General features: G+C 38.1%; 20 protein-coding genes and 1 pseudogene. 3 read left to right on the plus strand and 18 right to left on the minus strand.

Translation table 11 applies throughout. The annotated features are described in order from the left end of the window. Positions 1–143 precede the first annotated feature (143 nt). The 18 genes and pseudogenes from paaZ to LC419_RS18455 form a co-directional block, all read right to left on the minus strand. Entirely contained in the window at positions 144–2,639 is a 2,496-nt protein-coding gene (gene paaZ / locus LC419_RS18370; RefSeq protein ID WP_223608724.1) for a phenylacetic acid degradation bifunctional protein PaaZ, read from the minus strand. A gap of 26 nt (positions 2,640–2,665) precedes the next feature. Beyond that, positions 2,666–2,935, minus strand: coding sequence for a hypothetical protein (locus LC419_RS18375; RefSeq protein ID WP_223608725.1), 270 nt, complete (start codon positions 2,933–2,935; stop codon positions 2,666–2,668). Continuing rightward, a complete protein-coding gene (locus LC419_RS18380; RefSeq protein ID WP_223608726.1) occupies positions 2,936–4,261 on the minus strand; it encodes a DUF6624 domain-containing protein in 1,326 nt (441 codons plus the stop codon). Between the two features lie 18 nt (positions 4,262–4,279). Further along, positions 4,280–5,116 carry an alpha/beta hydrolase gene (locus tag LC419_RS18385; protein WP_223608727.1) on the minus strand — a complete coding sequence of 279 codons (837 nt, stop codon included), beginning with the start codon at positions 5,114–5,116 and terminating at the stop codon, positions 4,280–4,282. Positions 5,117–5,163: 47 nt separating this feature from the next. Continuing rightward, positions 5,164–5,757: a transferase hexapeptide repeat family protein gene (locus LC419_RS18390; RefSeq protein ID WP_034725774.1), complete on the minus strand. Its 594-nt coding sequence runs from the start codon at positions 5,755–5,757 to the stop codon at positions 5,164–5,166. A gap of 88 nt (positions 5,758–5,845) precedes the next feature. Then, on the minus strand, positions 5,846–7,051 hold the full coding sequence (pcaF, locus tag LC419_RS18395; protein ID WP_223608728.1) for a 3-oxoadipyl-CoA thiolase: 1,206 nt from the start codon (positions 7,049–7,051) through the stop codon (positions 5,846–5,848). Positions 7,052–7,129: 78 nt separating this feature from the next. Next, positions 7,130–7,543, minus strand: coding sequence for a PaaI family thioesterase (locus LC419_RS18400; RefSeq protein WP_223608729.1), 414 nt, complete (start codon positions 7,541–7,543; stop codon positions 7,130–7,132). A 122-nt stretch (positions 7,544–7,665) separates the two neighbouring features. Further along, positions 7,666–8,796 (minus strand): 3-hydroxyacyl-CoA dehydrogenase NAD-binding domain-containing protein, encoded by a 1,131-nt coding sequence (locus LC419_RS18405; protein WP_223608730.1) that lies wholly within the window; start codon positions 8,794–8,796, stop codon positions 7,666–7,668. A 57-nt stretch (positions 8,797–8,853) separates the two neighbouring features. Continuing rightward, positions 8,854–9,208 (minus strand): annotated as a pseudogene (locus LC419_RS18410) (four helix bundle protein). Positions 9,209–9,243: 35 nt separating this feature from the next. Next, positions 9,244–10,044 carry an enoyl-CoA hydratase/isomerase family protein gene (locus LC419_RS18415; protein ID WP_223608731.1) on the minus strand — a complete coding sequence of 267 codons (801 nt, stop codon included), beginning with the start codon at positions 10,042–10,044 and terminating at the stop codon, positions 9,244–9,246. 288 nt (positions 10,045–10,332) lie between these two features. After that, entirely contained in the window at positions 10,333–10,797 is a 465-nt protein-coding gene (gene paaD / locus LC419_RS18420; protein WP_223608732.1) for a 1,2-phenylacetyl-CoA epoxidase subunit PaaD, read from the minus strand. A gap of 3 nt (positions 10,798–10,800) precedes the next feature. Next, a complete protein-coding gene (locus tag LC419_RS18425) occupies positions 10,801–11,610 on the minus strand; it encodes an alpha/beta hydrolase (protein ID WP_223608733.1) in 810 nt (269 codons plus the stop codon). Between the two features lie 3 nt (positions 11,611–11,613). Next, on the minus strand, positions 11,614–12,363 hold the full coding sequence (gene paaC / locus LC419_RS18430; RefSeq protein WP_223608734.1) for a 1,2-phenylacetyl-CoA epoxidase subunit PaaC: 750 nt from the start codon (positions 12,361–12,363) through the stop codon (positions 11,614–11,616). Between the two features lie 79 nt (positions 12,364–12,442). Next, positions 12,443–12,724, minus strand: a complete 282-nt coding sequence (gene paaB / locus LC419_RS18435; RefSeq protein ID WP_034725794.1) for a 1,2-phenylacetyl-CoA epoxidase subunit PaaB — start codon at positions 12,722–12,724, stop codon at positions 12,443–12,445. A 582-nt stretch (positions 12,725–13,306) separates the two neighbouring features. After that, on the minus strand, positions 13,307–14,242 hold the full coding sequence (paaA, locus tag LC419_RS18440; RefSeq protein ID WP_223608735.1) for a 1,2-phenylacetyl-CoA epoxidase subunit PaaA: 936 nt from the start codon (positions 14,240–14,242) through the stop codon (positions 13,307–13,309). A gap of 83 nt (positions 14,243–14,325) precedes the next feature. Beyond that, positions 14,326–15,411, minus strand: coding sequence for a 2Fe-2S iron-sulfur cluster-binding protein (locus LC419_RS18445; RefSeq protein ID WP_223608736.1), 1,086 nt, complete (start codon positions 15,409–15,411; stop codon positions 14,326–14,328). Further along, positions 15,411–16,727: a phenylacetate--CoA ligase family protein gene (locus tag LC419_RS18450; protein ID WP_223608737.1), complete on the minus strand. Its 1,317-nt coding sequence runs from the start codon at positions 16,725–16,727 to the stop codon at positions 15,411–15,413. Before LC419_RS18450 ends, LC419_RS18445 begins: the two co-directional genes overlap by 1 nt. Before the next feature lie 373 nt (positions 16,728–17,100). Continuing rightward, a complete protein-coding gene (locus tag LC419_RS18455; protein WP_223608738.1) occupies positions 17,101–17,679 on the minus strand; it encodes a TetR/AcrR family transcriptional regulator in 579 nt (192 codons plus the stop codon). A gap of 470 nt (positions 17,680–18,149) precedes the next feature. Here LC419_RS18455 and clpB point away from each other — a divergent pair, with 470 nt between their 5' ends. From clpB to LC419_RS18470, 3 genes are all read left to right on the plus strand, one after another. Beyond that, a complete protein-coding gene (clpB, locus tag LC419_RS18460) occupies positions 18,150–20,744 on the plus strand; it encodes an ATP-dependent chaperone ClpB (RefSeq protein WP_223608739.1) in 2,595 nt (864 codons plus the stop codon). Between the two features lie 345 nt (positions 20,745–21,089). After that, positions 21,090–21,242 carry a hypothetical protein gene (locus tag LC419_RS18465; RefSeq protein WP_223608740.1) on the plus strand — a complete coding sequence of 51 codons (153 nt, stop codon included), beginning with the start codon at positions 21,090–21,092 and terminating at the stop codon, positions 21,240–21,242. A 268-nt stretch (positions 21,243–21,510) separates the two neighbouring features. Beyond that, on the plus strand, positions 21,511–22,512 hold the full coding sequence (locus LC419_RS18470; protein ID WP_223608741.1) for a zinc metalloprotease: 1,002 nt from the start codon (positions 21,511–21,513) through the stop codon (positions 22,510–22,512). Positions 22,513–22,536: the final 24 nt, after the last annotated feature.

Consider the following 22,536-nt stretch of genomic DNA (forward strand, 5'->3'; position numbering starts at 1 on the left):
TTTTCGGATTTCGCCTATTAAAGTTACTCATTTTAATATAAACTTTTATTTTAACGGCATACTTCTTAAACCTTGACAAGGTGTACTAAAAAATCCCTTTCAGTAAAAACCAAAAGGGATCATAAATTTATATTTATTTTGAATTAAATCAATCCAAACTGTTCAAAGTGGTGCGTAAAATGCTTCTTGTGCATCAGCTCCCACATTTCTTTATTCAGCTTTCCGAATACATAGTTCATGTGCTCAGCCTGTGGATTTTCTCTGTAATAGACTACAAATCTCTGCAAGTTATCCAGGAATGACTGTTTCGCAGCATCCAGGTTTTTATGCTTTAATTCCAATAAGGTTTCATCTTCAGCCAGGAATGGAGCGGGGAAATCTTTCGGCATTTTTCTGTGGTTATAAAGGGAATCCTGCCATTTTTCCAATTGCTCTTCCGGTGTGAAACATTTGTCAGCTTCCGGTTCGCCTAAACTTACCAGAACTCCATGTTCCAGATGTTCGATCATTTGCTGAGGAGACATTTTACCCCAGTTTATCGGTGTACTTTCTGTTAAACCACCCAATATTTTCTGAACATTTTTCACATTCAGATCGATGAAAGGAGAATGTTTTGCCACCAATGTTAAGATTGTCGCTACACAAACGATTTCATCTCTTTGGTTCACCACTTCCACCAGCCATTTTACAACACCTGAAGGAATGTTTCTTCCTTTTACGCCTCTGTTTATTTTTTCTTTTGCGGTTAAATAGACGGTGATGGTATCTCCTGCATAAACCGGCTTAAAGAATGAGCAGTTTTCCAAACCGTAGTTGGCAATAACAGGTCCTTTTTTCCCTGAAACGAACAGTCCTGCTGCTGCTGAGAGGATGAAATATCCGTGGGCTACTGTTTTATCAAAGATAGTTCCGGTTAAGCTTGTAGCATCGGTATGGGCATAGAAATGATCCCAGGAAACATTGGAGAAATTAACGATATCCGCATCGGTAACCGTTCTTCCTGCCGTCTCTAATGAATCTCCTACCTCAACTTCTTCGAAATATTTCTGGAAAGGATGCTTGTCTGAGAATTTTTTCTCTGCACCCTGCTGATATACTTTTGTAATCGCTTTCAATACATCCGGAGAACCCTGAATTGCTGTTTTCTGAAGGAAGAAATGAAGACCGTTCAGTCCGCCCATTTCCTCGCCTCCACCAGCTCTTCCGGGACCACCATGCATCAAAGTAGGCAGTGGAGAACCGTGACCTGTGCTTTCCTTGGCGTTATCTCTGTTCAGTACAAAAATTCTACCGTGTTGGGAAGCCATTTTCCATGAAGTTTCTGCGATAAAAGTTTCGTCGTGGGAAATAATAGATCCCACCAAACTTCCTTTTCCTCTCTTAGCAAGAGCCGCTGCTTCTTCAGCATCTTTATAAGGCATTAACGTGGAAACCGGTCCGAACGCTTCTACATCATGAGAGATGTTTTTTTCGAAAGGTTTATCGTTTAAGAACAGCTTCGGACTCATGAATGCACCATTATCATAATCTGCATCTACAAGTTCGTGTTTTCCGTCGTAAACTAATTCTGTTTCTGATTTTAAAATATTTACTTTTCTAACCACCTCATCGTACTGCTGTTTTCCTACCAGTGATCCCATTCTGGTTTCTCTGCTTAACGGGTTTCCGATTTTGGTTTGATCTAAAGCTTTAGACAAAGCATTCTGAACATCTCCGATCAGGTGCTCAGGAACAATAATCCTTCTGATTGCCGTACATTTCTGACCTGCTTTTGTGGTCATCTCATTACGTACTTCTTTAATGAAGAGATCAAATTCAGGAGTTCCCGGTTTTACATCCAGACCTAAAATTGAGCAGTTCAGAGAATCTGCTTCCATATTGAAACGCACTGCATTTCCTGCGATAGAAGGCATTGATTTCAGTTTCCTTCCTGTATGAGCAGAACCGGTGAACAATACGGAATCACCATCCTGAACATAATCCAGGATATTTCCCGGCTCACCGCATACCAATTGAAGCGCGCCTTCCGGAAGCACTCCACTTTCGATCATATCCTGGAACACAGCGTTCGTCAGATAAGAACCGTAAGGAGATGGCTTTACAATAGAAGGAACACCTGCCAACAGGGATGTTGATAATTTTTCCAACATTCCCCAAACCGGAAAGTTATAAGCATTGATCTGTATAGAAACTCCTTCACTTGGTGTCAGAATGTGGGTTCCCAGAAAAGTCCCATTCGCGGAGATTTTCTGAGTTTCGCCATCCACCCAGAACGGAGTGTTGGGAAGCATTCTTTTTGCCAATCCGGAATAGGTAAAGAAAGTACCGAAACCTCCTTCTATATCTACCCATGAATCTGCGTGGGTAGCTCCGGTTTTATATGATAATTCGTAATATTTTTTCTTTCTTTCCAAAAGATAAAGAGCCACTTTTTTCAGCATCTCTCCTCTGTCATAAAACGTCATGGAAGAAAGGTTTTTGTAGCCTACTGTTCTTCCGTAGTCAAGAGCCTGCTCAAAATTAAGCCCTTCTGTATCTGAAACAGCAACCTGCTCGCCTGTAACGGCATTGTATAAAGGAACTCCGTTTCCGGTACCTTCTACCCATTCTCCGTAGATGTAATTTTTCAGTTTTTCCATATTATTTTTAACTTTTTACCTGACTTTTATTTTTTAATAATGAGTTGTACTATTTTCCTTCCTCCCATAAACAGCAACAGCAGAATAAGGGAAAAATCCAGGATCAGGACTGCATCTAAAAACAGGGTATATAAAAAATCCTTCTGTTTCAATTTTCTGATCACATGTTCTGATTCTACGTGTTCCAGTGCATCGGAAATACCCATTGATTCCCACAATAGATAGAACCCCGCATAATTGATCCCAACTACGGCAATCAACAGGAAAATCCAATATTTCTTTACGCGGTCTATCATTTATTTCTTTTTCTGAAGAAGCTCCAAGGCTTCTTTCAATGTATATTTTTTGTATTCGATGCCTCCTGCATCTTTAGCGTAATCTTCGATGGTCTTACCAAATCCGGAATTCTTTCTCAGTTCGTTGACATGCTCCGGATCTTTTACCGGCCATACAAATGAAAGGGTTTCCGTTTTTCCGTTTTTTGTTGAAAAAACGGAACGTATCTGTGTTCCATAGATCTGCTCTTTGTTTTCGTACATCAGTTTTCTGTCCATCATCATAGCATACAATCTGAACGGCAGTTCTTTTTCATCGGCTGCTTTTTTGATCAGGGGATAATATTGTTCAATTTTAGGAGAATGCTGGATAACGTACCATACGGCATAATTCTCAGGTTCGCCCACCATAGATTTTCCGGGATAGCCATATTTTTCAATGATCTTTTCAACTTTAACCAAATTCTTCTGATCCTGATCATCCATCAATTTGATAAGCCCTGTACTCACATCTTCCGTAGATAGGTTTTTCTCTTTTATGATCTCTGCCTTTCTTTCGGGGGTAATATTGGGTTGCATCAACTCACGGTAGATCTGGTCGTCTTTATAAATCTGAGCAAGCTCTTTCTTAAGTTCAAGGTTGAGTGGTTTTTCTTCCGTTTTCTGGCTATCTCCGAACTTTAATACTTCATCCAAAGTATAATTTTTAAAAACAAAACTCTTTCCGTAAAGACGCTTGGCATAACTTTCCACCGTATCATAAAAACCGGCTTCTTTTCTGAGCTTGTTTACATTTTTGACATCTTTAATCGGCCAGATAATAGGCTCGCTTTCTTTTTCTCCATCGTGAGAAGAAAACCCCTGAGTTCCGTAGATCTGCTCTTTCCCATCATTCATCAATTGTCTGTCCAGCATCATGGCATACAATCTGAACGGAATTTCTTGATGATCAGCTGCCGCTTTAATGAGGGGCATATATTGATTGATTTTAGGGGAGTGCTGAATAACAAACCATGCGGTTTCATTTTCCGGTTCCCCTACCAGAGATTTCCCCGGATATCCATATTCAGCAATGATTTTTTCAACTTTTTCAAGATTGATCTTATCCTGCTCGTCCATCAGTGACCATAATCTATCCGTAATATCTTCCTTAGTAAGATTTTTTTCTTTCATGACCTTTTCCTTTTGCTCCTGGGAAAGGTCAGACTCCATCAGCTCACGGTAAATTTGATCATCTTTTTGAATCGTGGCCAATTCATTTTTAAGCTTTACATTAATTTTCTTATCCTGCTTTTTCTGAGCATTTATCAAAACTGAAAAGAAAATGGCGAAAAATAAATATCTCATGATTCGTGTTTTGATGGTTTACTTTTTGGGCTCTTTATACGGGAATAATTTTACCAAACCTTCATACAAACTTCTGTGAAGAATGGTAGCATGATTGTCTGTTTCCATTACTTTATATTCCACCGTCCAGTTCTTTTTACCGGCTTGTTTCAGTACATCATAAAGAGATCCTGCATCTTTTACCATTACAGGATGTTCGTCTTTTCCTACAGAAACGTAAATAAATTTCTTCGTATCCGGGCTTTTGGAAAGCAATTGCGGAGCCTGTTTCAATAAGCTCTGATCATCCCACCACAAACTTGGGCTGATGATAAAATAATTATTGAACATTTCCGGCTTTTTGAATAGGATTTCTGTAGCAAGAAGCCCACCGAGTGACTGTCCGAATACATATTTCTCTGTTGTTTTATACTGCTTTCCTATGTAAGGAAGTAGTTCTTTATCCAGAAAATCAATAAACTTATCAGAATGTCCTGTCGTAGGATAATCCTTCTGTAAATCTTTCAGATCTGTATGAAAGGTAAAATCTCTCTTTCTGTCGATATTGGCAATTCCTACCACAATGGTTTCCGGCATGGCATACATTTGATTAAAGAACTGTACCAGTCCTGAAACGTGGATAAAGTCTTCATTCATTGAGCCATCCAGCAGATAGATCACCGGGTATGATTTTGTTTTATCAAAACCTTGCGGCAGATAAATATTTAAAGTTCTGTCTTCATTTAAGATCTTAGATTTAAATGTTCTGACCTCTCCGATAGTCAACGGTTTTACTTTTTCATTCTGGGCTAAAACCATGAATTGAAAAGCAAACAGCATACTACAGGCAATGAGCATCTTTTTGATCATTTTCATTTTCATTATATCATAAAACCTTATAATTTTGAATAAGGTTTAAAAGTTTATTTTAAATCCGCCCAGATACTGTAATCCACAGTTTTGGTAGCGGTCTGTTCTACATATTCTGAGAACGGTTCACATGGCAGAATAGCTTCTTTTCCTTCTCTTGCCAGCTGTTGGTACAGTTTGGTTCCTTCTGTTTTCCAGTGGATCATTTCATCCGAAACATCGCGAATGATTTTTGCAGGGCTTCCCACAATCAGTTTTCTCGGTCCGCATGTGAAATTAGCAGGAACAAAAGCCAATGCTCCGATGATGCATTCATCACCGATAACAGCTTTATCCATTACTACTGAGTTCATACCTACCAGGCAGTTTTTACCGATATGTCCGGAATGGATAATCGCTCCATGTCCGATATGTGCTGATTCCTCAAGAATGGTTTCAATATTCGGGAACACATGAAGGGTACAGTTTTCCTGTACATTGGCTCCGTCTTTAATGATAATTTTCCCCCAGTCGCCGCGGATCACAGCATTGGGTCCGATATATACTTCTTCACCGATTTCCACATTCCCGATGATCACCGCCTGCGGATGAATATAGGCAGAGGGTTTTATGATGGGGCGGATACCGTGGTATGAGTAGATGTTCATAATATTGATGGGATGATTTGATAATGTGAAGATATGCTGATTTGACGATTGGTCACCGCATCAACATATCACCGCATCATCACATTAATTATACTTTTTCAATGACCATTGCATAGCCCTGTCCGACACCGATACAAAGGGTACACAATGCATATTTCTTATCCTGTTTCTGAAGTTCCATAGCTGCAGAACCAATGATTCTTGCACCCGAAACTCCCAGCGGGTGACCGATAGCAATAGCTCCCCCGTTTGGATTCACTCTTGAATCATCATCTTTTAAACCTAAGCTTCTGGTCACAGCTAATGCCTGTGCTGCAAATGCTTCGTTCAGTTCAATGATATCCATATCGTCCAGAGAAAGGTTTAATCTTTTTAATAATTTCTGGGTGGCCTCTACTGGTCCAATTCCCATAATTCTTGGTTCTACACCAGCTACTGCAGATCCTAAGATTTTAGCTTTTGGTTTTAAACCATATTTTTTCACGGCTTCTTCACTGGCCAGGATTAGCGCTGCTGCTCCGTCATTCATTCCTGAAGCATTTCCGGCAGTTACCGTTCCTTCTTTTCTGAAAGCCGGACGAAGTTTTCCTAAACCTTCCATAGAAGATGTAGGTTTGATAAATTCATCCTGATCAAAAATTTTAGACTCCCCTTTTTTCTGAGGAATTTCAACTTTTACAATTTCTTCCGCCAGTCTTCCGCTTTGCTGAGCTTTTGTGGCTTTCTGCTGAGACCAAAGGGCAAATTTATCCTGATCTTCTCTGCTGATACTGTGCATATCCGCTAAGTTTTCAGCGGTGTCTCCCATTCCGTCAACCCCGTACATTTCTTTCATCTTCGGGTTAACAAAACGCCATCCGAAAGTGGTATCAAACATCTGGCTGTCTCTTCCGAAAGCAGCACCCGGCTTAGACATTACGTAAGGTGAACGGGTCATATGTTCCACTCCACCGGCGATATAAATTTCACCTTCTCCGGAAGCAATGGAACGGAAAGCATTAGCCACTGCAGACATTCCAGAAGCACAAAGTCTATTGACCGTTTCTCCTCCGATTTTGTAAGGCAGTCCAGCCAATAAAAGAGCCATTCTTGCTACGTTACGGTTATCTTCTCCTGCCTGATTAGCGCATCCGAAAATAACGTCCTCAATTTCCTCAGCAGGAACTTGAGGATTTCTGGCCATAACTTCTTTAATAACCACTGCCGCCAGATCATCGGCTCTTACTTCTGATAATCCACCCTGTAGTTTTGAAATGGGTGTTCTTACGTAGTCTATAATGTATACGTTGTTCATGATCTTAATTTGATAATTAGTTGCTATGGTGATGTGTTGATTAATCGTCGAATTAACATATCGACACATCATCACATCTTATAATTCTGTTACTTTTTTTCCAATTTTATAAACGGTTCCGACAAATTTTGCGATCAGCTCATTGTTTTGATTGGTGATCTTTATGTCATAAACGGCTGTTTTTCTGGTCTCGTTCACCAGAATACTTTCTGCTCTGAAAACATCACCTTCTTTCCCGGCTTTGGTAAAATTGATGATACAGTTCAGGGCTACGGCCGCATCTCCGGAATTGTTGGACGAAAATGCCAGTGCAGAATCTGCAAAAGCAAACGTAACGCCTCCGTGAACCGTTTTCAGCCCATTAATCATCTCTTTCTTGATGGGCATTTCTATTAAACAATAATTTTCTTTGACTTCGATCATTTTGATATTCATCCACTGGGAAAAATAATCCTGACCGAACATATAATCTGCAACTTGTCTCGGCGTCATAATTTTTAATTTATCAACGTAACCCTGTTTTTTTATATAAATCGGATTTTATCCGATTCTATGGTCAATCGTCCCTTTGGGACTCATTATTTAGATATTGATAACAGGTACATTTTATATTGTTACATTTTGCGAAGTAATGGGCTCTGTCTGTATCTTTCTTCCTGGTATTCTCCGTAAAGATTTTGCAGGGTTTCGGAGATTTTTGAATACCCGATTTCTTTTCCCCAGCCTAGTAAGCCTTTTGGATAATTGACTCCTTTCTGCATGGCCAGCTCAATATCTTCATCGTTGGCAATTCCTAATCTTTTGGCTTCTACGGCTTCGTTGATCAACATTGAAATAATCCTTAAAAAGATCTGCTGATACAATGCATCATTTTTTTCAGCCACCGGCTTTTCTGCACCTTCTGCATAATCATAGAAACCTTTTCCGGTTTTTCTGCCGTGAAGTTTGGCCTCAGCCATTCTTTGCTGAAGCAGAGACGGTTTGTATTTCGGATCGTAGAAATAGTCTTTGTAAACGGTTGTTGTTACGGCAAAATTGACATCCACACCAATAAGATCCATTAATTCAAATGGTCCCATTTTAAAGTTTCCTAATGTTCTCATTGCATCATCCACCTGTTCAGGAGTTGCCATATTTTCTTCAACAATTCTCAATCCTTCGCCATAGTAAGGACGGGCGATTCTGTTGACGATAAATCCGGGAATATCTTTAGCAATCACAGAAATTTTACCCCATTCTTTCATGAGTTTATAGATTTTTTCCGGCAATGATTTTTCTGTTAATAGAGAAGGAATCACCTCAACCAAAGGCATCAATGGCGCCGGGTTGAAAAAGTGAATTCCGATGAAGCGTTCCGGCTTCTTTAATTCTGCACCCAGAGAGGTGATAGAAATGGATGATGTGTTGGAACCGATGATACAATCCTCTGAAACATAGGTTTCCAGTTCTGTAAATACTTTGGTTTTTATGTCTTTGTTTTCGATGATGGCCTCTATGACAAGATCTGAGTCTTTCAGATCCTGTAAAGCTTCACCTTTAACGATATTTGTTCTGATTTCTGTGGCTTTTTCCTGAGAAATTTTAGCTTTATCCACTAATTTCTGAAGTGTTTTCTCTAAGCCTGATAATGCTTTATCAATCTGCGGAGCATTTGCATCGAATAAAACGACTTTGCATCCCGCTGTTGCAGCCACCTGAGCAATTCCTACGCCCATGGTTCCTGCCCCAATAATTCCTATATTCATACTTTAAATTTGAAAATTTGAAAATGAGCTAATTTGAAAATTTATTAATGAAGACAATTATTTAATTTTTGAAGTTGAAAGAATCTTTGAAAGAATTAATAAAATTTCTTTTATCTCAAAAAATAATTTTTCATCGGGAGAATCTAAATGTGGAGACTGTGAGCATAATAAAAGCCAATATTCAGTCTCATCTGCTTCTTTAGCTGCTATCTTTATTTTATGAATAAAATCTGCTTTACTTTCGGCATTTTGAGCCTCCCTCACATTCGCACCAATTGAAGTTCCCGATCTAAAAATTTGATTGGCAAGTGAAAATCTATGATTCTTATATAATATTTCCGAAAACTCAATAATGTGTAGTGCAAACCCAAAAGTTCTTATTTACAATAATATTTTCTTTGTCACTTCTCATTTTCAAATTTTCAAATTAATTCATTTTCAAACTAATTATTTTCCTTTGTAGTTAGGTTTTCTTTTCTGTAAAAAGGCATTTACACCTTCGATGAAATCTTCTGTTTCGGCAGCTTCCTGCTGTAGATCGCCTTCCAGTTCCAATTGCTCTTTTAATGTGTTGGTATAAGATTGAGCAAAGGCTTTTTTAGTTAATTTAATCGCTGCAGTCGGCATATTTGACATTTTCTCAAGGATCTCCATAGATTTAGGAGCAAATTCTTCCTCAGTAAACACTTCAGCCACTAAACCGTAAGATTTAGATTCTTCCGCTGACAGTCTTTTCCCTGTAAATGCTAAATAATTAGCTAACTGTCTTCCCAATAATTTCGGAAGGAAATAAGTTCCACCCGTATCAGGAATCAATCCGATATTTGAAAAAGCCTGAGAAAAATAAGATTTATCTACTGCCAAAACAAAGTCACAGATCAATGCTAACATCGCGCCTGCTCCTACTGCAGGCCCGTTTACCAATGCCACAACAGGTTTTTTACAACGCGTGATCTCTGTTACCAGAGGATTGTAGTAATCCACTACAATTTTTCTGATGATATCGTTATCATGGTGTTCGTTACCCTGTACGAAAGCATCATCCAGATTCTGACCGGAACAGAAAGCTCTTCCTCTTCCCGAAATCGCCACACATCTTACGGTAGGGTCTTCACTACATTCTTTAACAAAATCTTTCAGATCTGATAAAGATGGTTTTGTAAGCGCATTCATCGTTTCAGGCTGATTGAGGTAAGCAATTTTCAGTTTTCCGTCAAAATGCGTTTCAATATCAAGTTGTGTATACATGGTTTTAAATTTAAAATTAAATGATTAAAGAATTAAAAAATTACACTGCTCTAATTTAACAATATAAAATAATGTGGCAATCCCTGTAGTGTAACAATCTAACAGATTAACAATGCTGCAAATAAATCTAGCAATGTATCAGTTTAACAGTGTAGCAATTATTTTGCTATTGTTAAACTGGTACATTGATTCGTTGGTATATTAATTGAAAAATCTAACAATGTATCAGTGTAATAATTATTGCTAGACTGGTACATTGATACATTGTTACATTAATTAATTAATTAATTAATGACATTTAAAATAATCAAACGGCTCCAGACAGTCTAAGCATTGATAAGAGGCTTTACACAGGGTAGATCCAAACCTACTGATCTGTTTTGAGTTCATAGAACCACAGCGCGGACATTTTTTCGGTTTCCCGATGTGATGTTCGTCTGCTCCTTTTTCAGGAGGTGTAATTCCATAAACACGAAGTTTTTCTCTCGCTTCATCCGTTAACCAGTCTGTCGTCCATATCGGAAACATTTTGGTTAGCACTTTCGCATCCCAGCCGTTTTCCTTCATCATTTTAATAATATCCTCTTCAATGGTAAACATGGCTGGACACGCGGAATAGGTAGGTGTAATGGTAATTTCACAAGTGTGATCACCTGTGACATGTGCTTCTCTCACAATACCTAATTCCACAATATCAATAACTGGAATTTCCGGGTCCGGAACTGTTTTTAATAAATCTAAAAGCTTGTTCATACTTTATTTTTTATCAAACTCCAGAATCTTCTTCATTGAGTTTTGATAATCTAAATTATCTGTTATTCCGTTATGGGACTGATTCTTCAAAATAATCAGACTGTCTCCTTTTTTAAAATTTTCTTTTAGTTTTAAAGATGACTTATAATTTATGACTTCATCTTTCTCCCCATGAAAGATAATCACAGGTGACTTAACGGTTTTTAAATATTCATGGGTTTCAAAACTATATTTCAGTAAAAACTTCGGAAGAAATGAGAATTTCTGACTCATTTCATCTGCTATACTGTAATAAGGTGCCTGCAAAATCAATAGCTTTGCATTTTTTTGCGAGGCTAATTTTGCTGCTAAACCAGTTCCTACAGAGTATCCTAAAATAATAATTCTATTTTCTGAATATCTTTTAATTACTTCATCGTAAGCTAGTTCAATATCTGAAAACAACTGCTCTTTACTAACGATATCTCCTTCACTTTTCCCATACCCTCTGTAATCAAGTATAAATACATCATAATTCATACTATTATAAAACTGGGCTACTTCTCCCCATCCTTTTATTGATCCTGCGTTTCCATGAAGGTAAAAGATAATTCCTTTTGGATTTTGAGATTTAAACAAAACAGCGTTTAAGTTCTTCTCATCCTTTGTCCTAATGGTTATTTCTTCGAAGTCATCATTAAAATTAAACACGTAATTTTTAGCTAACTTTTCAGGATAAAAAATTATTTTTTCCTGATAGAAATATACTCCTGTACATAGCATCGCATAGGCAACAAGAAAAAAAGCAAGTATACCAAGAAGCATTTTTCTCATTTCTTACCACGTACAGCCCGGATAAGCTCTCTGCATATACTGAAGCTCACAAAGAATAAATCCGAAATATTCTGTATGGTATCCTGTTCTTGATTTAGGCTGCATGAAAGGATTTGCCGGATATTCCAATCCATATTCTGCAAAATCTTTTTGTGTGATGGCTAAGAATTCTTTGTATAATTCATCTCCGTCCGGGGCGATATTTAAAGCAATTAAATCGTCCTCCCCTTCCACTTTCGCGAATAAACCTTTTGAATATTCCCAAATATTATCAAGAGCTTTTACCAAACGTTCACGGCTTTCTTCTGTTCCCTGAGCGAAAATTTTCATCCAGGAAGAAGCGTGAGTATAGTGATATTTCACTTCTTTTAAAGATTTCTGAGCCAATGCAGAAAGTTCTTCATCCACAGAATTCGACAATGCCTCATACATCAGTTTCTGATATACGGAGAATACATAGACTTTAAGAATAGTCTGCGCATAATCTTCATTAGGAAGTTCAACCCAATGTGCGTTGACATATTCGTGCTCATATCTTAAGAAAGCTAAATCGTCTTCACTTTTCCCGTTATCCGCAACTCTTGATGCATACACATAAAAGTTATTGGCCTGGCCAAGTTCGTCCAATGCAATGTTCGTCAATGCAATATCTTCCTCTAAATAAGGACCTTCCCCACACCATGCAGACAGTCTTTGTCCCATGATGAAGCTGTCATCAGCAAACTTTAATAAATAATTATATAATGAATTCATTGTTTTAAGCTTTTGGCTTTTGGCGTCTAGCTTTTGTAATTTAAAGCAAATTCCAAGCAGCTAACAGCCATCAGCTGTTTTACATGTTTTTTACATCATTAGGAATATCGTAGAACGTCGGATGACGGTATAGTTTGTCATCTGCCGGATCAAAGAAAGCTTCCTTGTCTACTCCTTCTGAAGTCACAATATATTTACTTGGAACTACCCAAACAGAAGTTCCTTCTTTTCTTCTGGTGTAAACGTCTCTTGCGTTCTGCAAAGCCATTTCTGCTGTTGGCGCCTGTACTATTCCTGCGTGTTTGTGAGATAATCCCGGTTTAGTCTGAATAAACACTTCCCACATATCTAAATTTGCCATAGTCAAATTTTAATTTTAAATTCTAAATTTTAGATTTTGAATGATGTTAAACCATTTATTGATCACCATAAGGTTAAAAAATATAGGTTTGACGATTATTAATTATCATTTTTTAAGAACCCGGACAAACTTTTTAATGATGGCGTCATTTTCATTTATTATAAAATTATTATTGTCAAGTTTCATAATCCTGAATGCCTGCCATTTGTTTAGTCCTCTATCAAAAACTTTTAAAGAATCTTTGTCTATTCTATAAATCGTTTTACGTCCTACGTTCTTTATGTTATCGTGACTTACTCCAATTTTGCCCTTCAGTTTTGTAGAATCCTTTTTTTTAAAATACTGATAATTGGATTCACAACTGTCCTTTGAAAAAAAATTAAATCCAAAATTTTCTCTCGGTGGGCTGGGCGGCTCTTCAGTCCCGTCGGTAGAATAAGTTGTGATAAAATATTCATCAGCAAAAATCCATTTCCCTGAAATTTTAGCATTAAAATCATTTTTTTCATTTGATTGACAATGAATTAAAATGAAAACTAAAAATAGTTGAAGGAGAAATCTCATTTATCTGATATTGACATTTTATTCTACGTTTACAGTTTTAGCTGCAAAAGCTATTGCCGCTTCTTTTACCCAAAGGTTTTCCTGTTGCGCTTTTACTTTGGTCTGTAATCTTTTCTTATTACAAGGTCCGTTTCCTTTTAGGATTTCCATGAATTCATCCCATGGAAGTTCTCCGAAATCGTAATGCTGTCTCTCCTCATTCCACTTCAGATCTTTATCCGGAACGGTTAATCCTAAAAATTCAGCCTGAGAAACGGTAACGTCGATAAATCTCTGACGAAGACTGTCGTTACTTTCTCTTTTAACTCTGTAATTCATTGAGATTTTAGAGTTAGGCGAGCTGTCATCATTCGGACCAAACATCATTAAAGCCGGCCACCAGAAACGATTTAACGAAGCCTGAGCCATTTCTTTCTGCTGTTTCGTTCCACGGCAAAGTGCCATCAAAATTTCGTAGCCCTGCCTTTGGTGGAAAGATTCTTCTTTACAGATTTTCACCATCGCTCTTGAATAGGGACCGTAAGAATTCCCCATTAGCATTACCTGATTCATAATAGCTGCACCATCTACCAACCAGCCAATAGCACCGATATCTGCCCAGCTCAGCGTAGGATAGTTGAAAATACTTGAGTATTTCGCTTTCCCTTCCAACATATCTTCGTAAGTGGCATCTCTGTCCGCTCTGATGGTTCCGTTTCCTAAAGTTTCGGTTGCAGAATACAGGTATAAACCGTGGCCCGCTTCATCCTGAACTTTAGCTAAAAGAGCCATTTTTCTTCTCAGTGAAGGCGCTCTTGAAACCCAGTTGGCTTCCGGCAGCATTCCCACAATCTCAGAATGGGCGTGCTGTGAAATCTGACGAACCAATAATTTTCTGTAATCATCGGGCATTACATCTTTTGGCTCTACTTTATTCTCGTCGTGAACGTATTGAACAAATTTTTCTAAATCCATAATTTTCAATTTAGCAATGTATCAGTTTAACAATATACCAATGATTGTTACATTGGTAAACTATTAGATTGTTACATTAATTTTTACACATCATAATTAAGCATCACCACATTCGTTGTCGGGTGACATTGACACGTCAGAACATAGCCTCTGGCTACTTCATCTTCGGTAAGCGCGAAATTTTTCTCCATGAAAACTTCTCCTTCCAAAACCTGCGCTTTACACGTACAGCAAACTCCTCCTTTACATGCGAAAGGCACCGGAAGATTGTCTTTTAATGCTTTATCTAAGATACTCTCTTTTTTAGAATTCAGGTGGAAAGAATATTCATCATCATCAATGATTACTGTTACCATACTTTCCAAATTAGCAATAGCCTTGAATTCGTCACTCATTTCCTCAGAATTCTCTTCGTCCGGAGCTGTGAAATATTCAAATAAAACCTGAATAGCAGGCACTTTCTTTTCTTTCTTTAAATAATCTGCGATCCCCTTGATCATTTCTGCAGGTCCACAGATAAAATAAGTCGCTTCTTTTACATCAATATCTGCATATCTTTCAAACAGCTGCTCCAGTTTTTCAGCAGAAATTCTTCCTTCAAATACCGGATCTTCATGTTTTTCACGGCTTACCAGATAAATGACTTTCAGTCTTCCGTTGAAGTGCTCTACCAATTTATCAATCTCAGCTCTTTTCATCACATGATTCATGCTTCTGTTGCTGTAGAAAAGATAAGCGCAGCTGTTCGGCTCCTGGTAAAGACTTTCCTTAATATTCGATAAAACCGGGCTGATCCCGCTTCCCGCAGCCAAACCTACATAGGTTTTCACATTGGTAGGGTGATAAGACGTATTGAAACCACCCATCGGAGGCATTACTTCCAGCAGCTCATCCATATGAAGATGCTCATTGAAATATCCTGAAACCTTTCCGCCTTCCAAAAGCTTTACCAGAACTTCCAGTGTATTGCTTTTCTCGCTCGGGGCGTTGCAGATAGAATAAGAACGTCTTTCTTCGTTCCCGTTGATCATCATACGGAAATTAAGATACTGTCCCTGCTTGAACCTGAATTTATCCTTCAGCTCCTCAGGAACTTCTACTGCCACGTTGACCGCATCAGGAGTATCTTTCTGAACCCTTACCGTTTTAAGTTTATAAAATGAATTCATTATTTTTTAAGTATTCTATTAATTTTTCCGCCTTCGCACTTCGGCAGGCTGTCCTGGGCATGAATTTTTACTTTCGTGGTAATTCCTACCCGCTTTTTTATTTCGTTTTCTATGTTTTTTCCAAAGTTGCCGACAAAATTAAAATAATCATCGGTATCAGCATCTATTTTTTGAGCTTTCACCAATTCATCATCAATTTCTACGTCGATATCCAGTGCTACACACATTTGTTCTTTCTCAACTGGTGTAAGATAATAGTTCGGAACCACTCCTTTTACATGTGAAAATGCTTCTTCGATCTGGCTTGGATATACATTAACCCCTCTTACGATCAGCATATCGTCTGCTCTACCTTTGATGGGTCTCATTTTCACCATCGTTCTCTTTGCATTCTCATCGTAGTAAAGACTTGTGATATCATTCGTCCAGTAACGCAAAAGCGGCATTGCTTTTTTCGTTAAAGTGGTAATCACCAATACTCCTTCTTCTCCGAACGGAACCGGTTGTTTCGTCACCGGATCTAATATTTCAGGATAAAAATGGTCTTCCCAAATATAAGAGCCTCCTTTCTCTTCAAAATCCTCCATGGATACTCCGGGACCGATGATCTCGCTTAATCCATAAATATTGGTGGCATGGAGACCCAGTCTTTCTTCAATGTGGCTTCTGATAATTTCCGTCCATGGCTCCGAGCCTAAAACAGCATATTTCAGACTGATTTCGTCTGCAGAAACACCTCTTTTCGTAAATTCATCAGCAATCGTTAATGCATAAGACGGCGAGCAGCAAATTACTTCAGGTTTAAAATCTAAAATCAGATCAACCTGTCTGGCAGTCATTCCTCCAGAAATCGGAAGAACGCTCATTCCTAATTTTTCAGCGCCGTAATGAAGTCCTAATCCTCCGGTAAAAATTCCGTATCCGTAAGCATTGTGCAGCTGCATTCCCGGTCTTGCTCCTGCTGCATATAATGATCTGGCAACGACTTCACTGAAAAGATCCACATCTTCTTTTGTGTAGCCCACTACTGTAGGCTTTCCTGTAGTTCCGCTGGAACAGTGAATTCTCTGCAGCTCATTCTTCGGAACGGTAAAAAGTCCGAATGGATAATGATCCCTCAGGTCCTGTTTGTAAGTAATCGGAAGTTTCGTGATATCTTCAATGGTCCTTATATCCTGTGGAGATATTCCTGATTCATTCAATTTCCCTCTATAAAATTCTGATCTCTCTCCAAGATAGCCGATCAAATCTGTCAACCGGTCAGACTGAAGCTGTCTCAACTGGTCGAGTTTTAAATATTCAACTGCAAAATCCATATCCTACTAACTAACATTTGTTAGGTGTAAATTTAAAAAGAATTTCAATGCTGACAAAATTTTTATGATTTTCGTCATATTTTGAATGATTCTAAATAATTGAATAGTGAGGCGATGAGTTATTTCGCCCGTAAACAGTATCAAATATTTAGGTCACATGGAATGATTTCTTTATCTGAACCATTAAGATTTTTTAAGGAGTGAACGAAAATTAAGTAACTATCAAAGATATTTTTTAATTGTCAATCCCGTAATTTTGTGCCATATCAAAGATTTCAATAAAAGCTTAAATATACTTTATACGCGTAATGTATTCAGTTTTAAAAATAATTAAAACATTTTAAAAACTTTTGTGCCCTTTGCGGTAAAAAAATTATTGTTTCTGATTGCCCAACAGCCCGTATAGAAGCTTAGCCCTTATTTCATCGGTAATTTCAGAAGTGGATTCTGTATTTCTTTTGAACCAGAAATAGGAATTATTAAGGGTATGAAGAATAAATCTTGTCGTAAAAGTCGGTGATTTCAATTCCCATTTTTCAGCTTCGTAGATCTCAGAAATCAACTGTTCTACCTCATCCTGATAGTTCTTTCTCAGTGCTATGAATTCGGGAAGTCTTTCTTCAAGGTGTCTCCATTCATTGGAATAAATATGGGTAACATCCCGGTTTTGGAGAACGACCGATAAATGTTTGTCTAAAAATAAATTGAGTTTATCTTTTGGAGCAATGTCGGTATTTTTCACTTCCTGGAGTTCATCAAAAAAATCCTGTGCAATACCAAAGCAGATCCATTCCAAAATTTCTTCCTTTGAGCGGATATGGGCATACAGCGACGCAGCTTTGATATTAAGTTTTGTGGCAAGATCTCTTACCGAGCTGCCCATATACCCTTTCTCTTTGAAAAGTTCTACGGCTACGTCTAAAATTTTCCTTTGTTTTTCTTTAAGTTCCATCTGTAAAATGCAAAAGTAATTATTCTAAGGTTAAAAAAATTAATTTAACACTATGATTTTAAACACTGAAGCGGGAGTTTTGCTAAACCACCACGTCAAGTCTTCAATTTGTCACCCCTCCGGCGGAGAGGAATTTCAGGTTAATTTTATATACAGTAGCCGTTAAATCCAGAAGTTTCTACTTCTTTCCATTTTATGTTTTCTCTGGTTATGACGGTTTTTCCATTATTTCAAAGCAAATGTAAAAGAATCGGAAATTTTGTCAAGTTAATTTAACGTTAAAAATAAACAATCCGGAAATTTTGTCCATTTTTTTTGTAAATTTAATAATTGAACAGTTTTTGCGGTAAGGTAATCGATTAAATGATTAAATAACTGATGGCATTAAGAAACCGGGCCTCAAAATTCAGTTTCTTGATGTCTTTTTAACGCACAACCAACAACAAATTATTACAAAAAACATAAAAAATATGAACTTAAACCAATATACTGTAAAATCACAGGAAGCCATCCAGGCGGCACAGCAAACTGCTCTGGAATTTGGCAATCAGAGTATAGAGCCACAACATATACTTGAAGGGATCTTTCAGGTAGATGAAAATATATCGCCTTTCTTATTAAAAAAATCTGAAGCAGATGCTGCTTTGGTAAGAGAGCGCAACCGTGAGAATATTGAAAAGCTTCCAAAAGTTCAGGGAGGAAATATTTATCTTTCCCAGTCAGCGAACAAAGTATTGCTGGATGCCCCGAACATTGCCAAGAAAATGGGCGACGAATATGTAACGATTGAGCATTTATGGCTTACGTTACTGGAAACCAGTTCTGAAGTATCTAAAATGCTTAAGGATATGGGTGTCACCAAAAGTCTTTTGGAAGGTGCTATTAAAGAATTAAGAAAAGGAAGCAAAGCTACTTCTGCGAGTTCGGAAGAGACTTACCAGTCCTTAAATAAATATGCTAAAAACTTCAATGAATTAGCCGCGGAAGGAAAACTGGACCCTGTAATCGGGCGTGATGAAGAAATCAGAAGAGTGCTTCAGATCCTTTCGAGAAGAACAAAAAACAATCCGATCCTTATCGGGGAACCGGGTGTAGGTAAAACAGCCATTGCCGAAGGTATCGCCCACCGAATTATTTCGGGAGATATTCCTGAAAACCTGATGGACAAAACGTTGTACTCACTTGACATGGGTGCATTGATTGCCGGAGCCAAATACAAAGGTGAATTTGAGGAGCGTTTGAAATCTGTGGTGAATGAGGTCATCAAGTCTGAAGGACAAATTATTCTTTTTATCGATGAGATCCATACTCTGGTAGGAGCCGGAGGCGGTGAAGGAGCGATGGATGCGGCCAATATTCTGAAACCTGCTTTAGCAAGAGGAGAATTAAGAGCGATCGGTGCTACGACTTTAAATGAATATCAAAAGTATTTTGAAAAAGATAAGGCACTGGAAAGACGTTTCCAAAAAGTAATGGTGGAAGAACCGGATACAGAGTCTGCGATTTCGATTCTTCGTGGAATTAAAGATAAATATGAGGCTCACCACAAAGTAAGGATTAAAGACGAAGCGATCATTGCTGCGGTGGAAATGTCTCAACGATATATTTCAGACCGGTTTTTACCGGATAAAGCGATTGATCTTATTGATGAAGCTTCAGCGAAGTTGAGAATGGAGATCAATTCAAAACCGGAGGAACTGGATGTACTGGACAGAAAACTGATGCAACTGGAAATTGAGCTGGCCGCTATTTCAAGAGAAGGCAACCAGACCAAAATCGATCACCTGAAAGAAGATATCTCAAAAATTTCTGAGGAAAGAAATGAGATCAATGCCAAGTGGCTGAAGGAAAAACAAAAATCTGAGGATTTAACACAGATTAAGAAAGATATTGAATCTTTAAAACTGGAAGCAGAAAAAGCCTCAAGAGCAGGTGACTATGCGAAAGTTGCAGAAATTCAGTACGGAAAAATAAAAGAAAAAGAAGATGCTCTGCAGAAACTGGAACTTGAGATGCAGAACCATCAGAATGAATTAATTAAAGAGGAAGTAACTTCTGAAAATATCTCTGAAGTGATTGCAAAATGGACGGGAATCCCTGTTACCAAGCTTATCCAGTCCGAAAGAGAGAAGTTGTTGAATCTTGAAGCTGAACTTCACCACCGTGTTGTAGGACAGAATGAAGCCATTGGAGCGGTTGCGGATGCCATCAGAAGAAACAGAGCCGGATTAAGTGATGATAAAAAACCCATCGGATCTTTCTTATTCTTAGGAACAACGGGTGTCGGTAAAACTGAGCTTGCTAAAGCTTTGGCTGAATATCTATTCGATGATGAGAATAATATGACCCGAATCGATATGAGTGAATACCAGGAAAGACACAGCGTTTCCAGACTGGTAGGGGCTCCTCCGGGATATGTAGGTTATGATGAAGGCGGACAGCTGACGGAAGCAGTAAGAAGAAGGCCATATTCTGTGGTTCTTCTGGATGAAATTGAAAAAGCGCATCCGGATGTTTTCAACACCTTACTTCAGGTATTGGATGACGGACGTCTGACGGATAATAAAGGACGTGTGGTGAATTTTAAGAATTCAATCATTATTATGACGTCCAATTTAGGTTCACATCTGATCCAGGAGAATTTTGAAGAGATCACTGAGGAGAATCAAGATCAGATTGTCAGCAAAACCAAGGATGAAGTTTTTGATCTTCTGAAACAGACGCTACGTCCGGAATTCCTGAACAGAATTGATGAAGTGGTATTATTCCAGCCTTTAAACAAAAAAGAGATCGGAAAAATTGTTCAGTATCAGTTGAGAGGTTATAATGATATGCTTGCGAAACGAAACATTATCATGACAGCCACTCAGGACGCGGTAGATTATCTGATGAATAAAGGATATGATCCTTCTTTCGGAGCGAGACCACTGAAAAGAGTGATCCAGCAGGAAGTTTTAAATAAATTATCCAGAGAGATTCTTGCAGGAACGGTGAATGAAGGTGACAGAATCACTTTAGATTATTTCGAAGAAACCGGTTTGGTATTCAGACCGGCAGATCAATAAAGTAGTTTTTTTCATATATATTATTTTTGTAAGTAAGTGGTGCAGCCCCAATCTGCATCACTTATTTTTTATTCAATCTGCATTTATCTAAATATGGTGAAATATTTGTACATTTAGACAACCAAACAAATTATAACTAAAACAAAATCAACATGAAAAAGCTAAAAAGAAGCTCACTAAAAACCATTTTAGGAGGAAAAATTGACTGCCGATGCAACATATTTATTTACCCTGATGGCTCCACCAGCGGAACTTGTGCAACGGAACACTGCTCACAGATCAACATTAATTGCGGACAACTTGAATGTCGTCCCGGCCTTATTGATTAACCCATAAAATCATCGTATGAAAAAGTTAAAAAGAAATGATTTAAAGCAAATCAGCGGTAGCGGAACAGCTGTCATTACAGAATGTGACATTGACATGAACTGCCCGACCGGGCTTTGCTGCTCAACAGGAAATATCTGCAGGGACCGTAAAAAATATCCTTGCATATAAAACACAGGCCGGAGATTTTTTCTCCGGTTTTTTTTTGCTTTTAACGTAAATTATTATTTTTCGAGGAATTTAAAAGATATAGTCTATCAATTTTATATATTAATAGAATGGTTAAAATATTTCAATAAAATAAATAATTTAACGAATAATTTAAACTTCATTAAAATATCGATTTAACAATAAATAATGTTAAAACACCACATAATAATCAATCAATACATATTTTTCATACATTTGTGACACATTCAAACCACAAACCATTTATATTATGAAAAAAGCAGTATTAGGAGTATTGATTACTCTTTTCGTGTCGTGTAACAACGAATCCGAAAATCTCACCAATGAAAACAAGGCTCAGGATCAGTCTGCCATGGCAGATAAATCAACAGCCATCTGCGGCTCGGATTTAGTGAGACAAAAATTCCTTTCAGAGAATCCTGACGCAGCACAACGTATGCTTCAGATCGAAAACAACACCGCAGATTACATTGAGCAAAAGAAAATGGGCAAAGTGCTTCCTGACGGCAGTGTAGAAATCCCGGTTATTTTCAATGTCCTTTACACCAATTCAACGAATAATGTATCTGATACAAGAATTAACTCACAGATCGATGTACTGAACAAAGCTTTCGCTTCCACTCATGCTAATGTATCCAACATTCCTTCTGCATTTCAACCTGTGAATGCCGGAGATACGAAGATTAAATTCAGACTGGCTCAGATCAACAGAAAATCTACGACAACCTCCAACTGGGCTCCTAATGATAATATGAAAAAAACCTCAACAGGAGGAATTAACGCTACAGACCCTACCAAATACCTGAACATATGGGTAGTCAACTATATGCCATACCAAACCGGATACGTACTTGGATATGCTACTTTCCCTGAATCTGCAGGTCTTTGGAATGACGGCGTTGTCATGATGGATGAATATGTAGGTGAAGGAGGACCAGTAGCCACTCACAATAAAGGAAGAGTAACGGTACACGAAGTAGGGCATTATCTTAACCTAAGACACATCTGGGGTGATGCTAACTGCGGAAATGACTTCGTAGATGATACTCCACAGCAGATCACTAACCACAGAGGTGTTCCTTCCTATCCGAAAATGGAAACATGCGGCGGCGTATCCCGTTCTACTATGTTCATGAATTATATGGATTATTCTGATGAAACGACCTTATTCATGTTTACAAAAAAACAGAACGACAGAATGCAGGCTGCCATCTCGGCTAATGGTCCAAGAGCCGGATTGAGATTACTATAAAGATAACCACCCAAACAAACCATA

This window comes from Chryseobacterium sp. OSA05B (assembly GCF_019970065.1).
Taxonomy (GTDB): Bacteria; Bacteroidota; Bacteroidia; order Flavobacteriales; family Weeksellaceae; genus Chryseobacterium.

Excerpts from the sequence above, each read along its gene's own strand:
- paaZ (WP_223608724.1), bottom strand. The coding sequence starts at position 2,639 with ATGGAAAAACTGAAAAATTACATCTACGGAGAATGGGTAGAAGGTACC.
- LC419_RS18375 (WP_223608725.1), bottom strand. The coding sequence starts at position 2,935 with ATGATAGACCGCGTAAAGAAATATTGGATTTTCCTGTTGATTGCCGTA.
- LC419_RS18380 (WP_223608726.1), bottom strand. The coding sequence starts at position 4,261 with ATGAGATATTTATTTTTCGCCATTTTCTTTTCAGTTTTGATAAATGCT.
- LC419_RS18385 (WP_223608727.1), bottom strand. The coding sequence starts at position 5,116 with ATGAAAATGATCAAAAAGATGCTCATTGCCTGTAGTATGCTGTTTGCT.
- LC419_RS18390 (WP_034725774.1), bottom strand. The coding sequence starts at position 5,757 with ATGAACATCTACTCATACCACGGTATCCGCCCCATCATAAAACCCTCT.
- pcaF (WP_223608728.1), bottom strand. The coding sequence starts at position 7,051 with ATGAACAACGTATACATTATAGACTACGTAAGAACACCCATTTCAAAA.
- LC419_RS18400 (WP_223608729.1), bottom strand. The coding sequence starts at position 7,543 with ATGACGCCGAGACAAGTTGCAGATTATATGTTCGGTCAGGATTATTTT.
- LC419_RS18405 (WP_223608730.1), bottom strand. The coding sequence starts at position 8,796 with ATGAATATAGGAATTATTGGGGCAGGAACCATGGGCGTAGGAATTGCT.
- LC419_RS18415 (WP_223608731.1), bottom strand. The coding sequence starts at position 10,044 with ATGTATACACAACTTGATATTGAAACGCATTTTGACGGAAAACTGAAA.
- paaD (WP_223608732.1), bottom strand. The coding sequence starts at position 10,797 with ATGAACAAGCTTTTAGATTTATTAAAAACAGTTCCGGACCCGGAAATT.
- LC419_RS18425 (WP_223608733.1), bottom strand. The coding sequence starts at position 11,610 with ATGAGAAAAATGCTTCTTGGTATACTTGCTTTTTTTCTTGTTGCCTAT.
- paaC (WP_223608734.1), bottom strand. The coding sequence starts at position 12,363 with ATGAATTCATTATATAATTATTTATTAAAGTTTGCTGATGACAGCTTC.
- paaB (WP_034725794.1), bottom strand. The coding sequence starts at position 12,724 with ATGGCAAATTTAGATATGTGGGAAGTGTTTATTCAGACTAAACCGGGA.
- paaA (WP_223608735.1), bottom strand. The coding sequence starts at position 14,242 with ATGGATTTAGAAAAATTTGTTCAATACGTTCACGACGAGAATAAAGTA.
- LC419_RS18445 (WP_223608736.1), bottom strand. The coding sequence starts at position 15,411 with ATGAATTCATTTTATAAACTTAAAACGGTAAGGGTTCAGAAAGATACT.
- LC419_RS18450 (WP_223608737.1), bottom strand. The coding sequence starts at position 16,727 with ATGGATTTTGCAGTTGAATATTTAAAACTCGACCAGTTGAGACAGCTT.
- LC419_RS18455 (WP_223608738.1), bottom strand. The coding sequence starts at position 17,679 with ATGGAACTTAAAGAAAAACAAAGGAAAATTTTAGACGTAGCCGTAGAA.
- clpB (WP_223608739.1), top strand. The coding sequence starts at position 18,150 with ATGAACTTAAACCAATATACTGTAAAATCACAGGAAGCCATCCAGGCG.
- LC419_RS18465 (WP_223608740.1), top strand. The coding sequence starts at position 21,090 with ATGAAAAAGTTAAAAAGAAATGATTTAAAGCAAATCAGCGGTAGCGGA.
- LC419_RS18470 (WP_223608741.1), top strand. The coding sequence starts at position 21,511 with ATGAAAAAAGCAGTATTAGGAGTATTGATTACTCTTTTCGTGTCGTGT.